General features: G+C 68.4%; 15 protein-coding genes. 1 reads left to right on the top strand and 14 read right to left on the bottom strand.

The features are described 5' to 3' along the window. Positions 1-367: 367 nt before the first annotated feature. From AC507J_RS11920 to AC507J_RS11885, 8 genes are all read right to left on the bottom strand, one after another. Entirely contained in the window at positions 368-3,505 is a 3,138-nt protein-coding gene (locus AC507J_RS11920; RefSeq protein WP_496289180.1) for a type I restriction endonuclease subunit R, read from the bottom strand. Continuing rightward, the gene (locus AC507J_RS11915) at positions 3,505-4,740 is read right to left on the bottom strand and encodes a restriction endonuclease subunit S (RefSeq protein WP_496289179.1); all 1,236 of its coding nucleotides are present in this window, start codon (positions 4,738-4,740) and stop codon (positions 3,505-3,507) included. Before AC507J_RS11915 ends, AC507J_RS11920 begins: the two co-directional genes overlap by 1 nt. Further along, complete coding sequence (locus tag AC507J_RS11910) at positions 4,737-6,482, bottom strand: type I restriction-modification system subunit M (protein ID WP_496289178.1); 1,746 nt, start codon at positions 6,480-6,482, stop codon at positions 4,737-4,739. The genes AC507J_RS11915 and AC507J_RS11910 overlap by 4 nt, the downstream gene beginning before the upstream one ends. Positions 6,483-7,106: 624 nt before the next feature. Further along, positions 7,107-9,314, bottom strand: a complete 2,208-nt coding sequence (locus tag AC507J_RS11905; protein ID WP_496289177.1) for a phage minor head protein — start codon at positions 9,312-9,314, stop codon at positions 7,107-7,109. Between the two features lie 2 nt (positions 9,315-9,316). Beyond that, positions 9,317-9,550 carry a hypothetical protein gene (locus AC507J_RS11900; RefSeq protein WP_496289176.1) on the bottom strand — a complete coding sequence of 78 codons (234 nt, stop codon included), beginning with the start codon at positions 9,548-9,550 and terminating at the stop codon, positions 9,317-9,319. Next, entirely contained in the window at positions 9,543-9,776 is a 234-nt protein-coding gene (locus AC507J_RS11895; RefSeq protein WP_496289175.1) for a hypothetical protein, read from the bottom strand. The genes AC507J_RS11900 and AC507J_RS11895 overlap by 8 nt, the downstream gene beginning before the upstream one ends. Next, entirely contained in the window at positions 9,773-11,650 is a 1,878-nt protein-coding gene (locus AC507J_RS11890) for a hypothetical protein (RefSeq protein WP_496289174.1), read from the bottom strand. Before AC507J_RS11890 ends, AC507J_RS11895 begins: the two co-directional genes overlap by 4 nt. Then, positions 11,651-11,965, bottom strand: coding sequence for a hypothetical protein (locus AC507J_RS11885; protein ID WP_496289173.1), 315 nt, complete (start codon positions 11,963-11,965; stop codon positions 11,651-11,653). It abuts the gene before it with no gap. A gap of 480 nt (positions 11,966-12,445) precedes the next feature. Here AC507J_RS11885 and AC507J_RS11880 point away from each other — a divergent pair, with 480 nt between their 5' ends. After that, the gene (locus tag AC507J_RS11880; protein WP_496289172.1) at positions 12,446-12,661 is read left to right on the top strand and encodes a hypothetical protein; all 216 of its coding nucleotides are present in this window, start codon (positions 12,446-12,448) and stop codon (positions 12,659-12,661) included. A gap of 87 nt (positions 12,662-12,748) precedes the next feature. On the opposite strand, the gene AC507J_RS11875 is transcribed toward AC507J_RS11880, so the two are convergent. The 6 genes from AC507J_RS11875 to AC507J_RS11850 all read right to left on the bottom strand — a co-directional run bounded on the left by AC507J_RS11875 (position 12,749) and on the right by AC507J_RS11850 (position 18,254). Then, positions 12,749-13,201: a hypothetical protein gene (locus AC507J_RS11875; RefSeq protein ID WP_496289171.1), complete on the bottom strand. Its 453-nt coding sequence runs from the start codon at positions 13,199-13,201 to the stop codon at positions 12,749-12,751. After that, the gene (locus AC507J_RS11870) at positions 13,188-14,066 is read right to left on the bottom strand and encodes a hypothetical protein (RefSeq protein WP_496289170.1); all 879 of its coding nucleotides are present in this window, start codon (positions 14,064-14,066) and stop codon (positions 13,188-13,190) included. Before AC507J_RS11870 ends, AC507J_RS11875 begins: the two co-directional genes overlap by 14 nt. Beyond that, complete coding sequence (locus AC507J_RS11865; RefSeq protein ID WP_496289169.1) at positions 14,063-15,700, bottom strand: ParB/RepB/Spo0J family partition protein; 1,638 nt, start codon at positions 15,698-15,700, stop codon at positions 14,063-14,065. Before AC507J_RS11865 ends, AC507J_RS11870 begins: the two co-directional genes overlap by 4 nt. Positions 15,701-15,785: 85 nt before the next feature. After that, entirely contained in the window at positions 15,786-17,180 is a 1,395-nt protein-coding gene (locus AC507J_RS11860; protein WP_496289168.1) for a terminase large subunit domain-containing protein, read from the bottom strand. A 3-nt stretch (positions 17,181-17,183) separates the two neighbouring features. After that, on the bottom strand, positions 17,184-17,513 hold the full coding sequence (locus tag AC507J_RS11855; protein WP_496289167.1) for a hypothetical protein: 330 nt from the start codon (positions 17,511-17,513) through the stop codon (positions 17,184-17,186). 123 nt (positions 17,514-17,636) lie between these two features. Continuing rightward, positions 17,637-18,254 carry a hypothetical protein gene (locus AC507J_RS11850; protein WP_496289166.1) on the bottom strand — a complete coding sequence of 206 codons (618 nt, stop codon included), beginning with the start codon at positions 18,252-18,254 and terminating at the stop codon, positions 17,637-17,639. Positions 18,255-18,268: the final 14 nt, after the last annotated feature.

Below are 18,268 nucleotides of genomic sequence, written 5' to 3'. Positions count from 1 at the left end.
TGGCCCAAAGCAGGAGGTGCGTTCGGTTCGGCCGAGGAGCGTCAGTCATTGCCGCCGAGGTCTTCCTTGGCGAAGCGTCGCTGACCTGGAAACCATGTCCGTCTCCCCCGCTCTTCATCCCCGGGAGCCATTAGCTTTCGGCAACCGAGGCGTCTCTCCACGTGATGGACCAGCTTGTCTCATCCCGCCGAAGCGACGCAACCCGCCCTCCCCACGATGCCCACCTGCCAGCCCCGGGACCCGACCGCGCAGTGGACACTTTCAAGCAAATACGGGCGTAGCTAGTGAAAGGCATCTTGTCAGGGACACCCCAGCACGATCTTGGACGATGAGGTCTTGGAAACCCTCCATTCCGGGACCGGTCTACTCAAGCGTCCGTCCTCTGGTCGATCGCTGCCTCGTAGAAGGCGTCCGCGAGTGCCACGATGACCGCATTGACGCCGGGGCCGTCGCTGAAGAAGTAGTCGGCCATGGTGTTGTGGGCGTCCTGGTTGTCGACGACCGCCTCGGTGACGGCCGCCTGGAAGTCCTGCGACTCCATGAACTGCCGCTTCGAGTTCACCTTGGCCTGGTTGACCAGGCCCGGGTAGGCGAGCAGCCGCTGCACCAGCCCCTGTACGAACTCGCGGACCTGAGACGCGGAGAACGACTCAGCCCCGAAGAGGTCGTTCATCTTGTCGATGACGACCTGCAGAGCGACGTACTTCGGCTCCTGCCGGGTGCCGGTGCCCGCGGCACCGATGCCCTTGAGCTTGCCGTCACCGGTCAGCGAGATGTCGACCGCAGTCGCCTTTGTGTGCTTCACGCCGACCAGGACCACATCGGAGAGGTCGACCTCCGCGGCCCAGGAGGAGTCTGTGATGACCTTCTCCAGGAGCCGCAGGAAGATCGACAGCATCTCCATGTACGGGTCGCCGTAGTCGACGATCTGGCTCATGAAGTCGTAGAGCCGGACGTAGGTGGAGACGTCCTTGCGGAACAGGTCGAGGGTGTTGAGGGTGACCTTGTCTTCGGCCTCGATCGCCGCCGCGTAGCGGCGGGCGAAGTCGTTCTTGGCCGGGCTGATAGCGGCCGAGAGCGCGTTGTTGCCTTTGCGGGTGACCCATAGTTCGGCGACCTCGCGCACTTGCTGTGGCGTGTAGATACCGGCCTGGGCAAGCTTGTTGGCGAGGTGGACGACGATGTACGGGTCGGTTTCGGTCTCCAGGGTGGCGTTGGTGAAGTACGGCTCGAACGCAGTCCGGATGTCCTCGGGCTTGTTTACGAAGTCGATGACGAACGTCTTGCGTTTCTGCTCCCCGCCCGCAGTGCGGTGGGTGCGGTTGAGCCGGGACAGCGTCTGCACGGCGGTGACCCCGGAGAGCTTCTTGTCGACGTACATCGCCGAGAGCAACGGCTGATCGAACCCTGTCTGAAACTTGTTGGCGACCAGCATGATCTTGTACGTCGTGCCCTTGAAGGCGGCGGCCAGGTCCGCGCCGGCGCCGGGGTTCAGCTTGGCCTCGGTGAACTCGTCGTCCTTGCTCGGCTGCGGCCCCCAGTCCGATGCCCACTCCTCGTCCTCGGCCATCGTCACGGAGCTGGAGAAGGCGACCAGGGTGCGGTAGTTGTAGGAGGCGTCCTTGGCGGCTCGCTTGGCGATGTAGGCGTCGATTGCCTTCTTGTACTTCACCGCGGCCTTGCGGGAGTCGGTCACGACCATCGCCTTCGCCTTGCCCTCCAGCAGATGGGCGACGTTGGCGTGGAAGTGTTCGACGATGATCTGCACTTTCTGGCTGATGTTGGTCGGGTGCAGCTTCACCCACCGCATCAGCCCTTTACGCGCCGCGGCCTCCTCCACCACCTCGTCGCCGTCGCCGCTCTCGGCCCGACCGGCGATCTTCAGGGCGGTGTCGTAGGACTGGTAGCCCCTGAGCACGTCGAGGATGTAGCCCTCCTCGATCGCCTGCCGCATCGAGTAGAGGTGGAACTCAACCGACGTGCCGTCAGCACCCTTGCGGCCGAACAGCTCCAGAGTCTTGGGTTTCGGCGTCGCCGTGAACGCGAAGTAGGAGATGCGCTCCGACTCGGCTCGCTCGGTCATCTCCGCGGCAAGGATCGCCTCGACGTCGACCTCACCGCCCTCCTCGATCTCCTTGACCTCCTCCGCGGTCAACACAGCCCTGAGCTTGCGGGAGATCTGCCCGGACTGCGAGGAGTGCGCCTCGTCGGCGATCACCGCGAACCGTCGGCCCTTTAACGACGAGTCGGCCCGGATCTCGTCGAGAGCGAACGGGAAGGTCTGCACCGTCACCGCGATGATCAGCTCCCCGTTCTTCAACGCGGTCGCCAGCAGCCCGGATTTCGACTTCGCCCCCGCCTTGCGCACGTCCTCCGGGCTGATCGTCGCCACGATCTTCCCCGACCCGTCGATCTGCCGGATCGCCTCCTGCAGCTGCCCGTCGAGCACGTTGCGGTCCACGACCACGATCACCGAGTCGAAGACCTTCTCGTCGTTGACGTGCAGCCGCGCTAGCCGGTGCGCGGTCCAGGCGATGGTGTTCGTCTTCCCCGACCCTGCCGAGTGCTCGATCAGGTAGCGATGCCCCACTCCCTCCTCGCGCACTGCGGCCACGATGTTCGTCACGGCCTCCCACTGGTGGAACCGTGGGAACAGCATGCTCGTCCGTCGCACCGACGTCCCGGTGGCGACATCCCACTCTTCTTTGGTCTCCACGATCATCAGCCGGCCGATGATGGTGAGCCAGGCGTCCTTCTCCCAGACCCGCTCCCACAGGTACGCCGTCGCCGACCGTCCGCCCTCAGCCGGCGGGTTCCCCGCGCCACTGTCGTGCCCCATGTTGAACGGCAGGAAGTGCGTCTTCTCGCCCTCCAACTTGGTGGTCATCGCGGCAAGGTCGTTGGAGACCGCGAAGTACACCAGTGCCCGATGCCCGAACGACAGCAGCGGCTCTGGCCGCCCGTTGGTCAGCGGGTTCCGGTTCTTGCGGTACTGGTTGATCGCCTCATCGAGGGACTGGGTGAAGTCGGTCTTCAGCTCGGCGGTGGCGACCGGGATCCCGTTGACGAAGAAGACTAGGTCGATGCTGCGCTGGTCAGCGGTGGAGAAGTGCACCTGCCGCATCACCCGCACCCGCATCGCCGCGTACTGCTCGTTGGTGGTCGCGTTCAAGCTGGTCTCGGGGCGGAACTGCGCCATCTTCAACCGACCACCGCCGATGTACTGCACCCCGTTGCGGAGGATGTTCAGCGTCCCGCCACCATGTTCAAGAGGCTTGTCGAGGGCCGTGGTCAGCACGTCGAGGAACTTCGCCGCCGATCCGGCGGCCTTCAACGCCTTTTCGTACGCCGCCTGCTGAGTCTCCTCCAGCCAGGCGAACAGATCCTCAGGTAAGAGCGCCCGCTCCCGGTCGTAGCCAGTGTCGTCCGCCGAGTACAGCCACCCGTGGGACTCCAAGTACGTGCAGATCTCGGACTCGAAGACGACCTCGTTGTAATCAGCCATCAGCAAGCCTCGCGTACGTCGATCTTGCCGGTTACGGCCGCAGTGATCAATGCGGATCGCCGCTCCCGCACAAGGTCGATGAAGTGCTCAGCTTCGGCTATGAGCGTGTCGATCTTCGCGGTCTGATCATCGAGGTATGCCGTAATCCGCTGCTGTTCATCGATCGGCGGCACCGCGACCTTGAAGTCAGCGAGCAGCGGACGCCGTAGAGACTCCATGGTGACAGTGTTGCTACCTGCGAGTGCAACGGGACGAAGGAACGCCGACAGGAAGTAATAGAAGTATCGGCCCATGACCTCCGTGAACCCTGTGAACACGTAGACCCGCTGGTGCGCTTCGAATTTCCCATCGAAGTAGTGAAAGACCTTGCCGGTGCCGCCTTGGCCATCGCCAGGCGTCATGACCGCTTCTCCCTCAAACGAGTAGTGGTCTATCCGCAGGATCTCACGCCCGCGTACGTAGAACGGGTACTCACCGTCATCAGTGGCGTTCCCGGAGTCTTCAGACCCTGTCGTGATGGTGCACAGATATCGAGTAGGAACCATCCGCCAGTGTCTCGGCACGGCACCCAGCAACTCCACCCCAGACGGCGCGGTCTCTACATGGTCGAGGCCGCACAGCAGCGCCGAACGGATCGTTGCCTCACGCCGCTCGCGGAGCATCTCGATCAGGCGCTGCTGCTCCTCGATGAGCGTGTCAATGCGGGCGGTCTCGCGGTCAAGGTAGTCGGCGATTGTGCGCTGCTCCTCCGGCGGCGGCACCGGAATCGCCATGCGGAGGAAGACATCCGGGTAGAGCCGCAATCGCGAGGACCAGATGCCGCGCGAGAGGCGAGTCATCTCCATCACGTACGGGTTCGATCGGTAGAGGTAGTCATAGAACGCGGGATTGAAGGGCGCATCTGGGCGAGGGCTGTAGACGCCGTAGGCCGGGCTCACAATCCCGGGCTGCCGCGCAACGCCAAGTGCTCCCATCCACGCCCACATCGTGTTGATGACAAGATCGCCAGCGTTGACCAGGCGGTAGCCGTCGAGATTTTCAGCCGCAGTCATCGTCACGTTCTTCTCCGACTTCGGCGTGATGCCTGTCAGATGCGAAACGCTGAGGAGCTCCTCCGAGCCATCGACAGTGACGGCCTGCGACTCGACCAGAAGCTCCTTGTTCCGAGTCCAACGCCAGCGGGCCGGAATCCTGCTAGCCCAAGCCTGCTCGAAATCAAACTGTGCTTGCGTCACCCCTCGACCTCCCGCAGGAGGTCGAGGATCTTGGCGACCTGCTTTTCCAGGTCGGCGTCGATCTCGGCGAGCGGGCGGGGTGGGACGTACTTGTAGAAGTGGCGGGTGAAGGGGATCTCGTAGCCGGTTTTGACCTTTGTCCAGTCGATCCAGGCGTCGGGAACGTGCGGCTTCACCTCGGCATCGAAGTACGTCCGGATAACCTCGACCTTGCCGGCCGGGCCGGCGGTCGAGCCACCGTAGGTGAATGGGACGTTCTCGGTGTCGCGCTTCTTCGGGTCCGGCTTGGGCTTGCCCTTGCGGTCGACGACGGGGTTGCCGGACTCGTCGTGGAGGGGGCGTTCGACGACGATGGTCCAGTAGCCGAACTCGTCGGTGCGTAGCACCTTGGAGTGGTCGGGGTCGGCGTCGGTGAAGTCGGCGTACAACTGCACCACCCTGGCACGGTCGGCCTCGCTGATCTCGCGGCCCTTGGAGCCGAGGTTCTTGCGCATCTTGGTCCAGAACGAGGTGCCGTCGATGAGCTGGACCAGGCCCTTGCGGTCGGGGTGCTTGGTGTTGTCGAGGATCCAGATGTAGGTCGCGATGCCGGTGTTGAAGAACATGTTGGTTGGCAGCGCGACGATGGCATCGACCAAGTCGTTCTTCAGCAGCCACTTGCGGATGTTGGAGGGGCCGGACTCGGCGGCGCCGTTGAACAGCGGCGAGCCGTTCATCACGATGCCAGCCCGGCCGCCGCCGTCTTCGGGAGCGCGCATCTTGTGGGCCAGGTGGAGCAGGAAGAGCATCTGCCCGTCCGAGGTCGCCGGGAGGCCGGGGGCGAACCGACCGTAGGGACCTGCTTCGTCACGCTCTTTCGTGACCGCCTTGGCGTACTGCTTCCAGTCGACGCCGTACGGGGGGTTGGACATGCAGAAGTCGAACTGGCGGCCCTTGAACGCATCGTCGGTCAGCGTGTTGCCGAAGGCGATGTTGGTCGCGTCGTGGCCCTTGGCCAGCAGGTCGGACTTGCAGATCGCGTACGACTGGGGGTTGTACTCCTGGCCGTACAGGCGCAGCTTCGCGCTGGGGTTATGCGCAAGCAGGTGCTCCTCGGCCAGGGCGAGCATGCCGCCGGTGCCTGCGGTGGGGTCGTACAGCGAGCGGACGATGTCTGCCTCGGTCAGGTCGGCGTCCTTCTCGGCGAAGAGCAGGTCGACCAGCAGCCGGATCGCGTCCCGTGGGGTGTAGTGGTCGCCGGAGGTCTCGTTCGCTGCCTCGTTGAACTTGCGGATGATGTACTCGAACGCATCGCCCATGTCGGCGTTGGAGACGACGTCCGGATGTAGGTCGACGGCCTTGAAGGCCGTGATGACCTCGCGTAGGAGCCCCGCCTTCTCCAGGGTGAGGATCTCCTTCTTGAAGTCGAAGTACTGGAACACGTCGACATCGGGCGAGAACCGGTCGATGTAGTCGGCCAGGTTGTCCGCCAGCCCATCGGCGTCAGCCAGCAGGTTGGCGAAGGAGTAGTTCGAGGTGTTGTAGAACGGCCGGCCGGTCGCCTTCTTGACCTCGATCTTGAGCCGGTTCGGGTTGTCGTACTTCGCCGCCAGCGTGCGCACCGTTTCCCGGTCGGGCTCAAGGATGCAGTCGAGGCGTCGCAGGATTGTGAGCGGGAGGATCACGTTGCCGTACTGGTTTGGGCGGTAGGGGCCCCGAAGCTGGTCGGCGATCGACCAGATGAAACTACCGAGCGCGCTCACAAGGCTCCTTACGAGGATCATTCGACGGCAGATGCTGGACGGCAGCGGAAGCCCGTGCGTGCCGTCCGAGCAGGTGGCGGCGCACCGTCTGCAACAGCCGGTGCGTCATAGAACATCATCGCGCATCACGACACCGGCGTGCCAAGCGCCGGTGGCGGCGCGGCGACCGGCTTAGCGAATCCGTCGCGCTCGGTGCCCTCACCGTGATCGCCTCCCCCTCGGCGGGTGGGTACCACACGAGTTGCAGGTGACGGGTTAGCTCGTCCATCTGAGGCTGTTTGCCTGCTGGAGTGTTCGCGTCTGGCACAGCGTGGCGATCGCGGGATCGTCCTGCCGGAGTCGGTTTCCTCTCCGCCCTGAGCCGTCGGCCGGACAGGCATCATCACCCCTCCAGGTCACAGAGAGTGATGACTGCTCCTGATCGACAGCACCTCGGGGTAGGCGCATGGCGATGGTTGCTACTTCCGCATTTGACGGATCGTGCCGCCGCCGCCCTTCTGGATGTCGGCAACCTCCGCCGCCGTCTTCGAGTCGTACTCGCCACCAGCACGGCCGTCCTCGTAGGACAACCTCCACACGGTGCGTCGGGCCTTGCTGCCGCAGTTGCAGCCCACCAGATTCTCCCTACTTGCCGTGAACCGCGGCGGCCAGCGCCGTCACGACCGTCCGGCGGTCCCGGCCGATCGTCGCGGCGATCCGGTCGGCGACCGCCGCGTTCGCGAGCCGCTGACGCTCGGCCGCGAATCCGGCCGCGACCGCACGCCGAACTGCCGCGTCCAGGACGGCCGGGGACAACCCAGCCCCGCCGCGCTGGTCCGCGACCGCACCGGTCGGCTTCCAGCCGGCCCAGCCGGAGGCGACCATTGCGTGCGCCCGCCCGCCTGACGACCGTCCCCGTACCACCGGGAACCCGCCGACGTTGACACACAGGGCGGCCACGAGCTGCCGGGCTCCGCCGATCCACCGCCAGTCGCCCGACAGCGGGGAACGGCGCAGCATCTGTACCTGCTCCTCCGTGGCCTCCGGCACCAGCGTCCCGGCGACCCATGTACCGTGCGCATCCCTGCCGGCGCGGACCACCGCCACCTGCGTGCCGGTGTCGTCGTAGTGCGCCACCGCGCTGGCCCCGCTGGCGGCCAGGTCGGCATGCCCGGTCGACGCCGTAATGTGCCCGACCGCGACCAGCTCCCCTTCGGCGGTCTGGATCTCCGGCCGGTGGAACCAGTCGAACCCGCCCTCGGCCGGCGGCAGCACGCACTGCCCGCCGGTCAGGTACGACAAGTGGCAGTCGTTGTCCGCGAGGTGCCCGAACACCCGCCCGTCCGCGGTCACCTGAATTGGCGTCAGTTCGGACAGGCCTGGGTCGTCGAACCAGGCCCGGGGCGGGTACAGCGGCGCGACCTGCTGCGGTGTGCCGCCTGCGCCGGCTGCGGTGACGGCGGCTTCCTCGTCCGCTTCGTCCGAGGGCTTCTCCTCGTCGACGTCGTCGGCAGGCTCGTCGTCGACCAGTTCCAGGCGTGCCTCCATGAACGCCTGCGTGGCGAGCATGGTCACCGCCATGATCCGGCCCTTCGTAACCGTGATGTACGGCTCCTCGGCGGACTCGATGAACGCTTCCCACTCCTCGTCGCTCATGTCCGCGATCGGTTTGCCGTCGCCGTCGGTGTACACGAACTCGAAGTCGTCCAGGTCCACGCTCGGGAACAGCACCCCGGCCTGCCACAGCTCCAGGGCCTCGGCCAGTTCCGGCACGGCGTCGATGAAGTCGCCCTCGCCGGTCAGCTGCGTTGCCTGTATCTCGCCGGCCGTGATCCGGCCGATCGTCACGGCGCCCTCGTGCCCGGGTGCGTCTTCCCGCGCCCACCGCAGCGGCAGCGGCAGGTCGCGGAACGACCAGTCGCCGTCCTTCGCGAAGATCCGCCGGTCGCCGGACACTGCGCCCAGCGGTGCCAACGTTCCCTTCCACCTCGCCATTGGTTTGCCACCCTTCGCGGCTGCCGCCGCCGTCACTGTGATGTCCAACCCGGTAGCCCGCCTGGGCCACGGGTGCTTCGGGATCGCAGGCAGCGGCTCGTCGGCCGGCACCTCGATCATCGTGCAGCGGCAGTTCACGACCTGGCCGGGCGGCGCCGCCGGGTCGCCCGGGAACCGCAGCGGCACCCCGCCGACCATGAACACGCCGTCCAGGGCGACGCGCTGCCCGTCCGAGTCCCGGTGGTCGTGTCTCGTGCGGTGGTCGTGGGTGGCCACCCACACCTTGTCCACCTTCTCGTCCCACGCCTGGGCGGCCGTCAGCCAAGCGGTCAGGGTGCCCGCGTTGTAGGCGCCGATCGTTTCCGTCCGGGCGATCGTCACCGCCCGGTCCTCCCACGCCAGGTCCCCAAGGATCTGCTCGATGGCGTCCCGGATCTGCGGGATGCTCGCACCCTCCGCGGTCAGCTCGGCGACCGCGGCGGTGACTTGCGTCCACGCGCTGTCCGGCACCCCTCGCAGCCGATTCGGCACCTGCGCCAGATACTCGTCCTTCAACTGCTCGACCCGCAGGACGTCCACGTCGCCGCCCGCGTCCGCGACGCCCTCGAGGAACGTCTCGTCGACGGCGGGCACCAGGTGCACCGTCATTGCCTCGAACCACGCCTGTCCGGCCCCGGCGAGCGCGTTCGGGTCGGGCGGCAGCGCCGCCGCGGTGACCGCTGGCAGGGTCGCCGTCCGGGCCGACCGCAGCCAGGCTCGCAAGGCGGCGCGGGCCGCCTGTGTCACGCGCTTCTCGGCGGCGATCACCCGCGCCTCGTGCGTGAGCCGCAGCGGCAGCCACCGGTCCCGGTCGGCCACGCTCACTCCTCCGGGGCCGGCGGCGTCTCGGCGACCACCGTGATCGTCTGCCCGACGCACTGCACACCACCGTTGGGCAGGCACGCCGGCATCCCCGACTCGGTACGTACCAGCCGCTGCACCGTCAGCGCGTTCTCCCGCACCTCCAGGCTCACGAAGTCCTCATCGAGGACGACGCCGACCTGCGCGAGCGCAGCACGCAGCGCGGTCAGGGTCACGCTCTGCGCCTCAGCCACCGGTCCTCCTGGTCTGCTGCTGGTAGCGGGCCGCCTCCTTCGGGTCGCAGGCGTGCTCCGCGTCGCTCAGGGGTGGCTGTTCGCCGTCCCACAGCTCTCCCCACCAGCCGCAGGTGCGGCACTGCGACCAACGGATGACCTGGCAGCCCTTGCCGCGCCCGGACCGCTGGCAGGCGTGCCCGTGCGCCAACACCAGATCAGAAACAAGGGCGGTCGGTGCGGTCACGCCGGGACCAGTTCCCCGGCGACGGTGCGCGCCAGGTGCTCGCGCAGCTCGTCGACGTCGTGCCGCCGCCCGGCCACGAGCAGCCCACCGACGTAGCCGCTGAGGGCCGCCGTCAGCTTCTCCGCGTCGATGCCAAGCCGGCCAGCCACGGCCGGGACCGCGGTGAACGCGCCCTGGAGCAAGCGGGGCACCGACGTCGGGGTGGACTGCCGCACCGTGTGGTACTCCCACACGGACAGGTCGGTGTGCCGGTACCGCTCACGGCCGATGACCCGTTTCCCGGCGACTTCCAGCGCCCTCAGTGCCAGGGCCTCGCACGCAGCTACGAACGGTCCGGTCAGCGGTTCCGCCGCAGCGGTGAGCGCCGCTTTCTCGGGCGGGCCACGGCGTTCGGTGTCGCCGTCGGGTGGCGGTGCCGTGGCCGGCGCGGGGTCGTCGGCGGTCGGCGGTTGGCCGGCGGGAAGTTCGGCCGGCGCGGGCGGTTTCAACTCTGCCGGGTCGACCTGCACGCCCACCTGGGCGACCTCCAGCAGCCGTTGCACGAGCAGCGGCCCTGCCGCCGGCACCGTCCGGATGATCTCCAGGAGTCGGCGCAGCTCCCGCTCATCGTCTGTGGGCTTGTCCTCGTCACCGAATCCCGTCTCCCGGCGCAGCGCGTCGCCGGACAGCTCACCGAGTCCGTAGAGGTCTTTCGCGTCGGCGCCCTTGTCTGGGGTCTGCGTCAGCTCGCTGGTGTCGTACCAGACGATCCACCGCTTCGGGTCTGCAACGCCGGATGCGCCTTCGAGCGCCGGCCACAGCATTTGCTGGGTCAGTGCCGCGCACACCAGCTCCAGCTTGCTCTCGACGTGGTACTTGATCGTCGCTTCGTCGGTCATCCAGGCGCCCCAGTGGTTCGCCTGAGTCATGCCCAGCAGCATCTCGGGTGGGGCGTCCAGGCCGAGGGCGAGGCGGCGGATCGCGCCGTCGAGCATCGACGGGACCGACGACGACAGCTCGGTGGCGAAGCTGAGCAGGCGGGCCTTCTCCAGGTGCTCCGCCGGCCCCTGCACGACGATCGGCACCAACGCCGCGACTGAGTCGCGGTCCTTTACGGCGGTGGTCATCGCCTCGGTCAGCGTCGCCAGGAACGACGACACCCCGTCCTCCGGGTTCTCCTCCTGCTCGGGGGCGACGAAGCTCAGCTCGTTCGGCAGCAACAGCACACCCGCGCCCGCCAACCGGGAGTCGATCTGCGACTGCACGTACTGCGTCAGCCGCTCGATCAGCCGCAGCACCCGCCGGTTGGACTGCACCTGGGACGACGGCAGGGCGTGTTTGCGGGGGCTCGGCGACCAGATCCGTACGATGACGGTCTCGTCGGGCTCCAGTTCCCTGGCGCCCGCGCCCTGGTCGAGGATGTACTTCCCGGCGCGCTCGGACAGTTCCTCCGTTGACGCGATGATCCACGTCTCCCGGTCGGTGGCGTTGCCGTCCTCGTCGCGTTCTGGCTCACCGATCAGGTAGCACTCGCCAGGCACACCGAGCTGGATTCCGGCATCGGATAGCAGTTCGGATTGCTTGCTGGGGCCGCCGAGGAATGTCTCGTTGACGCCGGCCGGCGCCTGGTCCGGTGTCTCGACGGGCCGCCCTTCGTCGTTGACCTGCGTGATGTACAGCCGGGCCCGGCCCATCGCCTTGGCGATCGTGTTCACCAGGTAGGCCAGTTCGCCGCACTCCTCGTAGTGCCGCCACGCCTCCTCCTGCCACTGCTGCTTCGTAACCTTCCGCAGCACGCCGCTGGACTCGTAGCGCATCTTGGCAGCGGACGCGACAACTGCGGTCGCCTTGCCGAGCGGGCTGTCGGCGCTCGGCTTCGTGCCCCACCAGGCCACCTATGCCTCCGACTCTGCGCGCACGAGCAGGCCGGTCGCGTGCGACAAGGCCAGGGCCACGGTCGGCACGTCCACCCACCAGTAGCCGGACCAGCGGGGCAGGTACGACAGATACCACCAGCCGGCGGCGGCCGGCGCGGCAACCCACACGGATAGGCACCATCGGCACATCAGCAGGTACGCCAGCGGGCTGCCCTCGGGCAGTCGCCTCACGATCGCTTCCCGTGGCGGGCGGGTGATCTCGTCGGCGACGATCAGCCGGGTCACCCGCGCGACGAAGAACAGCACCACTGCGATCTCGATCAGCCCCGCCATGCCTATGAGCATAAGCAACGGCACTGCGACCTGACAGGCTTCGCCGTGGCGGTACGTCGGGACAGAGGCGGTACCGGACCACCAGGTGCCCGCCGCACGAGCATGGCTAGTCCGGCGGCGGTAGGCGGCAGTCAGAGCTGGCGTTCGGGTCCACGAGACCGACCGCGTGCATATCGAACGCGTGTACGAGTCCTGGCGGACAGGGTGCCCACCGACAGGCGGAAGGCCGGCATCCCGTCGTACTGATGTGCGAACCAGAGGGTGAGCGCACAGCCGCCTCAGGCACCACATACAGTCCCAGGAGTACGGCGCAGAGATCGGTTCACCGATTGATCGCGTGGACCCACTTCGAACCGCCGGACGCCGTCACGTCGTCGACCGACGCGGCATAAAGGAAAGGCGGGTACCCGGCTCCTACCCCGGGCACCCGCCGAAGCGCAACACCTGACCGCCGATCCCAGGCAGAAAAGAGTCAACGCAATGAGCAACGTACCTCCTGGTGCAGCAGAAGTGCCGCACGGGGTGCCGCTGGGCGTCCCGCGCGGGCCTCAAATCCCCCTGCTCACGCTGCTGTTCCTGATGGCCGCGGCACTGGTCGGCATCGCCGCACACCATGTGCCCGACGTCGCAACGCCGGTCAGTCTGGCCTTGGCCACGTTCCTCACCCTGGAACGGGTGACCCGGCAGATCAACTGAACCGGCACAGCCCCCGCACCGTCGTCGGTGCGGGGGCTGGCTGGTCCGTTCAGCGGACCAGCTCGCACCGCTGGTCCGCTGAACGGACTAGCTCACCACGCGGGGTCTACCGTCGTTGCCGCCGAGGTTCCCGACCAGCGCAACCGTTCCGCGCCTGTTCGTCTCCTGGATCGCGCACACCATGCACAGCAGCAGCGTCGCCTCCGGTGACCGCATCGCCGCCGCCTGCTGCTTCGGCCCGATCCACATGTCCGTACCGCAGTCGGCGCACCGCGTCAGCGAGTGGTCGACCGTCGGCACGTACCGAGGCACCCCCGGCACGCCCTCCAGCAGCTCGTTCATGTTCGTCGGCGGGCACGCCAGGATCAGCCGCTTATCCCGCGCCAGCCCGCCCTCGTCGCGCCGGTCGATATTCAGCGCCGCGCCGACCTCGACGTCATCCGCGCCGAGTGCCCGCATCCGCGTCGGGTCGAGCGTGCCGTAGCGTCCCAGCAGGGCTTCCCGCGCCACCTCGAACGCGCTGCGCCTACCGTCCTCCATCGTGAACGTCCCTTCCGGGCAGCGTCGTCTCGACGACCCGCCCGTCCTCGTCGATCACCAAGCCCGGGCCGGTGACGGTCCCGCCCGCGCCGCGCACCGCCGCGATCCGGTCGAACAGCTGCCGGCCGTGGCCCAGCGCCGCCGCCGACGGCACGACCACCACCTCGGTGCGGCCGTCGGCCACATCCGCGACCACGGACCGAAAGGCACGGGAGCCGACGTGCTCGCACACCACGTCCAGGCCCTCCCGCACGGACCAGCGCTGCGCCACCTTCGCCAGTACCTCGGCGGCGGCCCGGCCGCCGCGCAGCGGCCCGGTGAACACCACCGCCCGCCGCCGTTCCCACTGCCGCTGGTCGGCGTTCCAGCGGGCCCGCGCGTACAACCGGGTCAGGTCCGGCCCCGACCCGGGCACATCCGGGGAGCACCGCGACCAGGTGCGGGCCTCCCGGTCCCACTCGACGTGCCAGCCGAACTCGCGGCACTCCCGGTGGCCGGGCCACCGGCCGGTCCAGTCGGCCTGCCCGCAGTCGTGGCCCGCGCTGTCGGCGTGGGCCCGACACCACATGCGCTTGCGGCCGGTGGCCAGGCACTCGGCCACGTCGCAGTCGTCGGCGTGGATCTCGCTGATCCCCACCTGGCAGGCCGGGCAGCTGCCGCGCAGCAGCTCCACGTTCATGTCCAGCGCCTCCAGCACTTCCTCCACCACCGTGGTGGTCATCGCTCGTAGGTGCTCCGGCATCCGCCGCCACAGGGCAGCCGCGGATCCGGGCGGCACATGCTGGTCGGCTTCGCCGGCGGCGCGCACCTGGGCGAACCAGGTGCGCGCCGCTTCAGCGGACCGACGCCTCGGCGTCGGGGTCACTCGTCTCCTTCTGCTCCACGGTCGGCGTCGGCGCAGTCGGCGTCCCGGTCGGCCTCAGCGGCCAGGCGACTCTGCTCGGCGTCGTCGGCCAGCGCGGTGACCTCCTCCGGGGTCGGGTCGTCGGTGTCGGGCTCGACGTCGTGCTCCGGCAGGTGCACGTCGACGACATCCGCCGCGCCGTCCTCGTCCTCTTCCTCGGCCTCGTACCGCAGGCGCTCGGCTTCCTCCTCGGCTTCCTCGCGCCGCCGTTCCTCCTCTTCGGCGATGAGCTCGGTCCGCCACGCGGCTTCGGCGTCGGACAGCTCGTAGCCGTCCGTCTCCAGGCGGGTCAGCCAGGGCACGATCAGGTCCGCCCGCTGGATCCATCGGCCGAGGGCAGCCTCACCGGCGTTGTACTCCTGCGCGCCGATCATGCGGGCCACGAGCAGCCTGTTCAGCCGGTCCTGCCCCGCGTTCTGGCCGTCGTTCAGCTCGCCGCCGGCCAGCTCCCGGATCAGCTCTTCGTCGACGTTGTGCACGAGGAAGCGGGGATCCACGACGGCGAGCCGCATCGCGTCGAGGAGCAGCGTCTTGGTGCCCTTCGCGCTGCCGTACTTCTCGACCAGGAACTTGCGGCGCACCGTGGCGGCTTCCTTCAACCGCTCGCGGCGCTCCTCCTTCGCCTTCGCTTCGGCCTCTTTCGCGGCGACCTCGGCGGGGCTCTTCCAGTAGCTGTGCCCGGTTCGCTTGAAGCCGTGGGCCTCCGGGTCGAGGCAGACGATGACGGCCTCGGCGCTTTCCCAGCGCTCCTCGATCAGTGCGCCGTAGCCGTCGAGTGCCTTTACCGTCTCCGAGTCGATGCTCTCGCCGTCTGCGGTGGCGAGCTGGTCGAGCCGCGCCATCTGGCAGTTGTACGGCCACCCGTCCTTGGGCTTCTTGACGATGGTCACGCCGGCTGCTTCGAGTTCGGCTCTGAGCGCCGCGACGGCTTCTTTGACCGTCCGCTTTCGGCGTTCCTCGCCGACCTTGTGCTTGATGCCCCAGCTGCTGTCGACGTCCTTGAGGATCTTCTCCAGCGTCTGCGGGTCGTCCTCGAACTCCTGCAGCTCGGCCACGTCGTCGAGGGTCAGCCGGCCGGCGTCGGCGGCCGCGGTGGCCTTCTCGCCGAGGGTGACGAGCCGCAGCGAGTCGTGGACGTGCTTGTAGCTGCGTCCGGTGCGCTTGGCGATCTGGCTCGGGTCGAGGCCGAACAGCTCCAGCTGCGCGTACGCGACGGCCCGTTCGGTGGGCGTGAGGTCGGCGCGCTGGTCGTTCTCGATCAGCATGGACACGACCTGGTCGGCGGGGACGCCGGCCAGGTCGGGGCGCACGAGGCATGGCACGGTCGGTGGCATGCCGTCGGGCCATTCCCCGGCGGCGAGCGCCTCGGCGGCGGCCTTGGCGCGTCGGTGACCGGCGACGATCAGGTGTCCGTCGTCGTCGGGGACGACGAGGAGGGCCTGGAGGACGCCGCTGGCGGCGATGGAGGCGCGCAGTTCGGTCAGGTCGCTGTCCTGGGTGCGGACGTTGCGCGGGTTGGCCAGCAGGTCGCGCGGGTCGAGGTCCGCGAGGTACGGCGCTTTCGTCTTGGTGCGCCGCTTGGTGGCTGCTGTCACTGGTAGTCCTTCCTACTCCACGTGAGCTACGTACGGCCCGTGCCGTACATAATCATTGTATCATTTATGATCTTGCACCGTCCAATCAGGAACCTCCCCGACCAGGCACTTTGCGCCGCAACGGCGACGCCACCACCGCCCTGCGGGACTCCTTCGACCGCAGATACGTCACCCCATGCACCAGAGCGTCCAGCCGGTCCGGAGAGTCCCCCGACTCCGGCGTCCACGTCGTCAGCTGGTCCTCCAGCGCCGGGAACGTGCCGGCGTGATGCACCCGAGGCGGGTCCACCTCGTACCGGGCCGCGACCGGCTCGGCGCGCACCCGCTTGCTGGCGCGGGCCTGCACCACGTCCAGCGGCGGGTCACCCCCACCGATCAGGCCCTCGTTCTGCATCGCCACCCAGGCGTCAACGAGGATGTCCCGCAGCCACGCCGACGAGCCCTCGTACACCACCACGTCCGCGTCGACGTCCAGGTAGCACTGCCAGATCCGGCGCGCCGCCGCCATCCCGGCGATCTTCATGCTCCGGTCGGCCAGCACGTAGTGCTCGCCATCCTCACCCCGGCCGACCGCGACGATGCCCGTCTCGTCGCTCGTGTCCGACACCGTGTCCGCCGGGTCCACCGACACGACGGTCCGCACCAGCGGCGGCACGTCGTCCATGTCGACCCGCCCGGCTTCGATCCACGCCGACTTCCACAGCGCGCCGTCGACATCGGTCAGCAGCTCGGCATCCAACTCCTGCCGACCCAGCCGGGTGCCGCCGTACTGCTCCAGCAGCTCCTCCAACGCCTCCGGGCTGAGGTTGTCCGCGTTGTCCAGCGTCTTGCCTCGCGTGATGACCACCCGGGGCCGGCGGCTGCGCGCCAACTGCTTCTTCGCCCGCGTCAGCAGCTTCTTCACGTGCGGCAGCGGCTTCGGCGTCGTCGAGATCACCATGCGCGGGTCGGGGGCCTCACGCATGCAGAACCACAGCATGTCGAACACACCCTGCGCCGTCTGCAACGGCCAGGCCGCGTACTCGTCGAGCCAGCAGCCGTCGAAGTCGTAGCCGCGCAGCGTGTCCGGGTCCTGCGCGCCGAACCCGCGGATGATCGCACCATTCCGCAGCTCCAAGTACGGCTCGCTCTTGTTGAACGTCCGCACTTCCTTCGGCGGGATCACCGCCAGCAGCCCGGCCCGCCTCGCGGTGAAGCACACGTTGAACACCTCGCGGTGCGTCTTCGCGATCACCGCGTAGTGCCCGCCCGGCCGGGTACCGGCCCAGCCGCGTACCGTCTCCGCGCCCGTCCTGGTCTTGCCGAAGCCACGCCCAGCCAGCAGCATCCAGATCCGGTAGTACGCCGGCTCCATCTGCTCCGGGCGGGCGTGCCGCCGCCAGTCGTAGCGGACCATGCCCTGCACCTCGGACACCTCGCGCAGGTACGCGGCCAGCTCGGCGTCCGTCATCAGCGCCGGGTCCGGGTACGACAGCAGCATCTCTCAGCGCCCCTGCCACAATTCGGTTTCCTGCTCCCGCAGGTCCGACGAGGCGCACGAGGCGAGCAGCACCAGCACCGCCAGCATCGGCGCCAGGCAGCCGAGCGCCAACGGGCCCGCCCACCACAACGTCGCCCAGGCGGTGAGCCCGGTCAGCGCGGTCCAGCCGACGAGCAGCAGCCGCCACGCCCACACCCGCCGCCGGAAAGCGGCCCGCTGGGCGGGCGGCACCGTCACCACCCGGGCGCGGCCGACCGCCCGGTAGGGCGGCGGCACGGCGGCTGGCGGGCGGTGGCTGGTCAGCCGCCGCACCGAGCGGGGGCCCTTCCTCACCGCGCCACCAGCAGCAGCACCACGGCGGTCGCGTTCGCCGCGCCGAGCATCAGCATCCCGACTGCCAGCGACCAGGCCGCCCAGCGGGGCACCTGCAGCTCGACCACGAACCGCACGTAGCCGTCACTCCTCCGATGCCGCTGCACCCGCGCTCTCCTCCTGCTCGTCGTCGTCCCCGGCCGGGTCGTCGGGGCCGGCGGTCGGGTTGGCCTGGCCGGCGCGGGCCGCCGCCTCGGCCATCAGCGCCCGGAAGAAGTCGCCGCGCTGTGCTTCGCTCATCTGCTCGACCTCGGCGCGGATCGGGCCGCCGTCCGGGCCGGTGTGCGAGGTTGTCGAGTCAGGCAGGCCCAGCGCCAGGCGCTCGACCCGGGTCGCCACCTCCAGCCACCGGCCGATGTCGCCGGGGCTGAGCTTCGACGCGTCGAGGGACTGCAACCGGGCCACGATCTTGGCCTGCAACGCGCCGGCGATCCGGGCGTGCCGCTTCGCCATGTCGCGGCGCTGCTCGGCCAGGCCCTCGATGTACAGCCGGTCCTCTTCGCGGTCCCACGCCTGCGCCCGCTTCACCCACTTCCATGCGGTGGCGACCTTGTGGAGGTAATCCCGGCTCTTGTTGACCTCGGTGGCGACCTTGGCGACGGTGCGGGTGCGGCCGAGGTCCCGGTACAGCACGAAGTAGCCGTACGCCTTCTCGGGCTCGCGGGCCTGCCGGTCCCAGGCCAGGATCTCCGGCTCGCTCATGGTCACCTCCTCGT

It is taken from the genome of Micromonospora sp. PRAS1 (assembly GCF_059553435.1).
The sequence above is the reverse complement of the archived record's forward strand: the minus strand, read 5'-3'. Positions and strand labels throughout refer to the sequence as shown.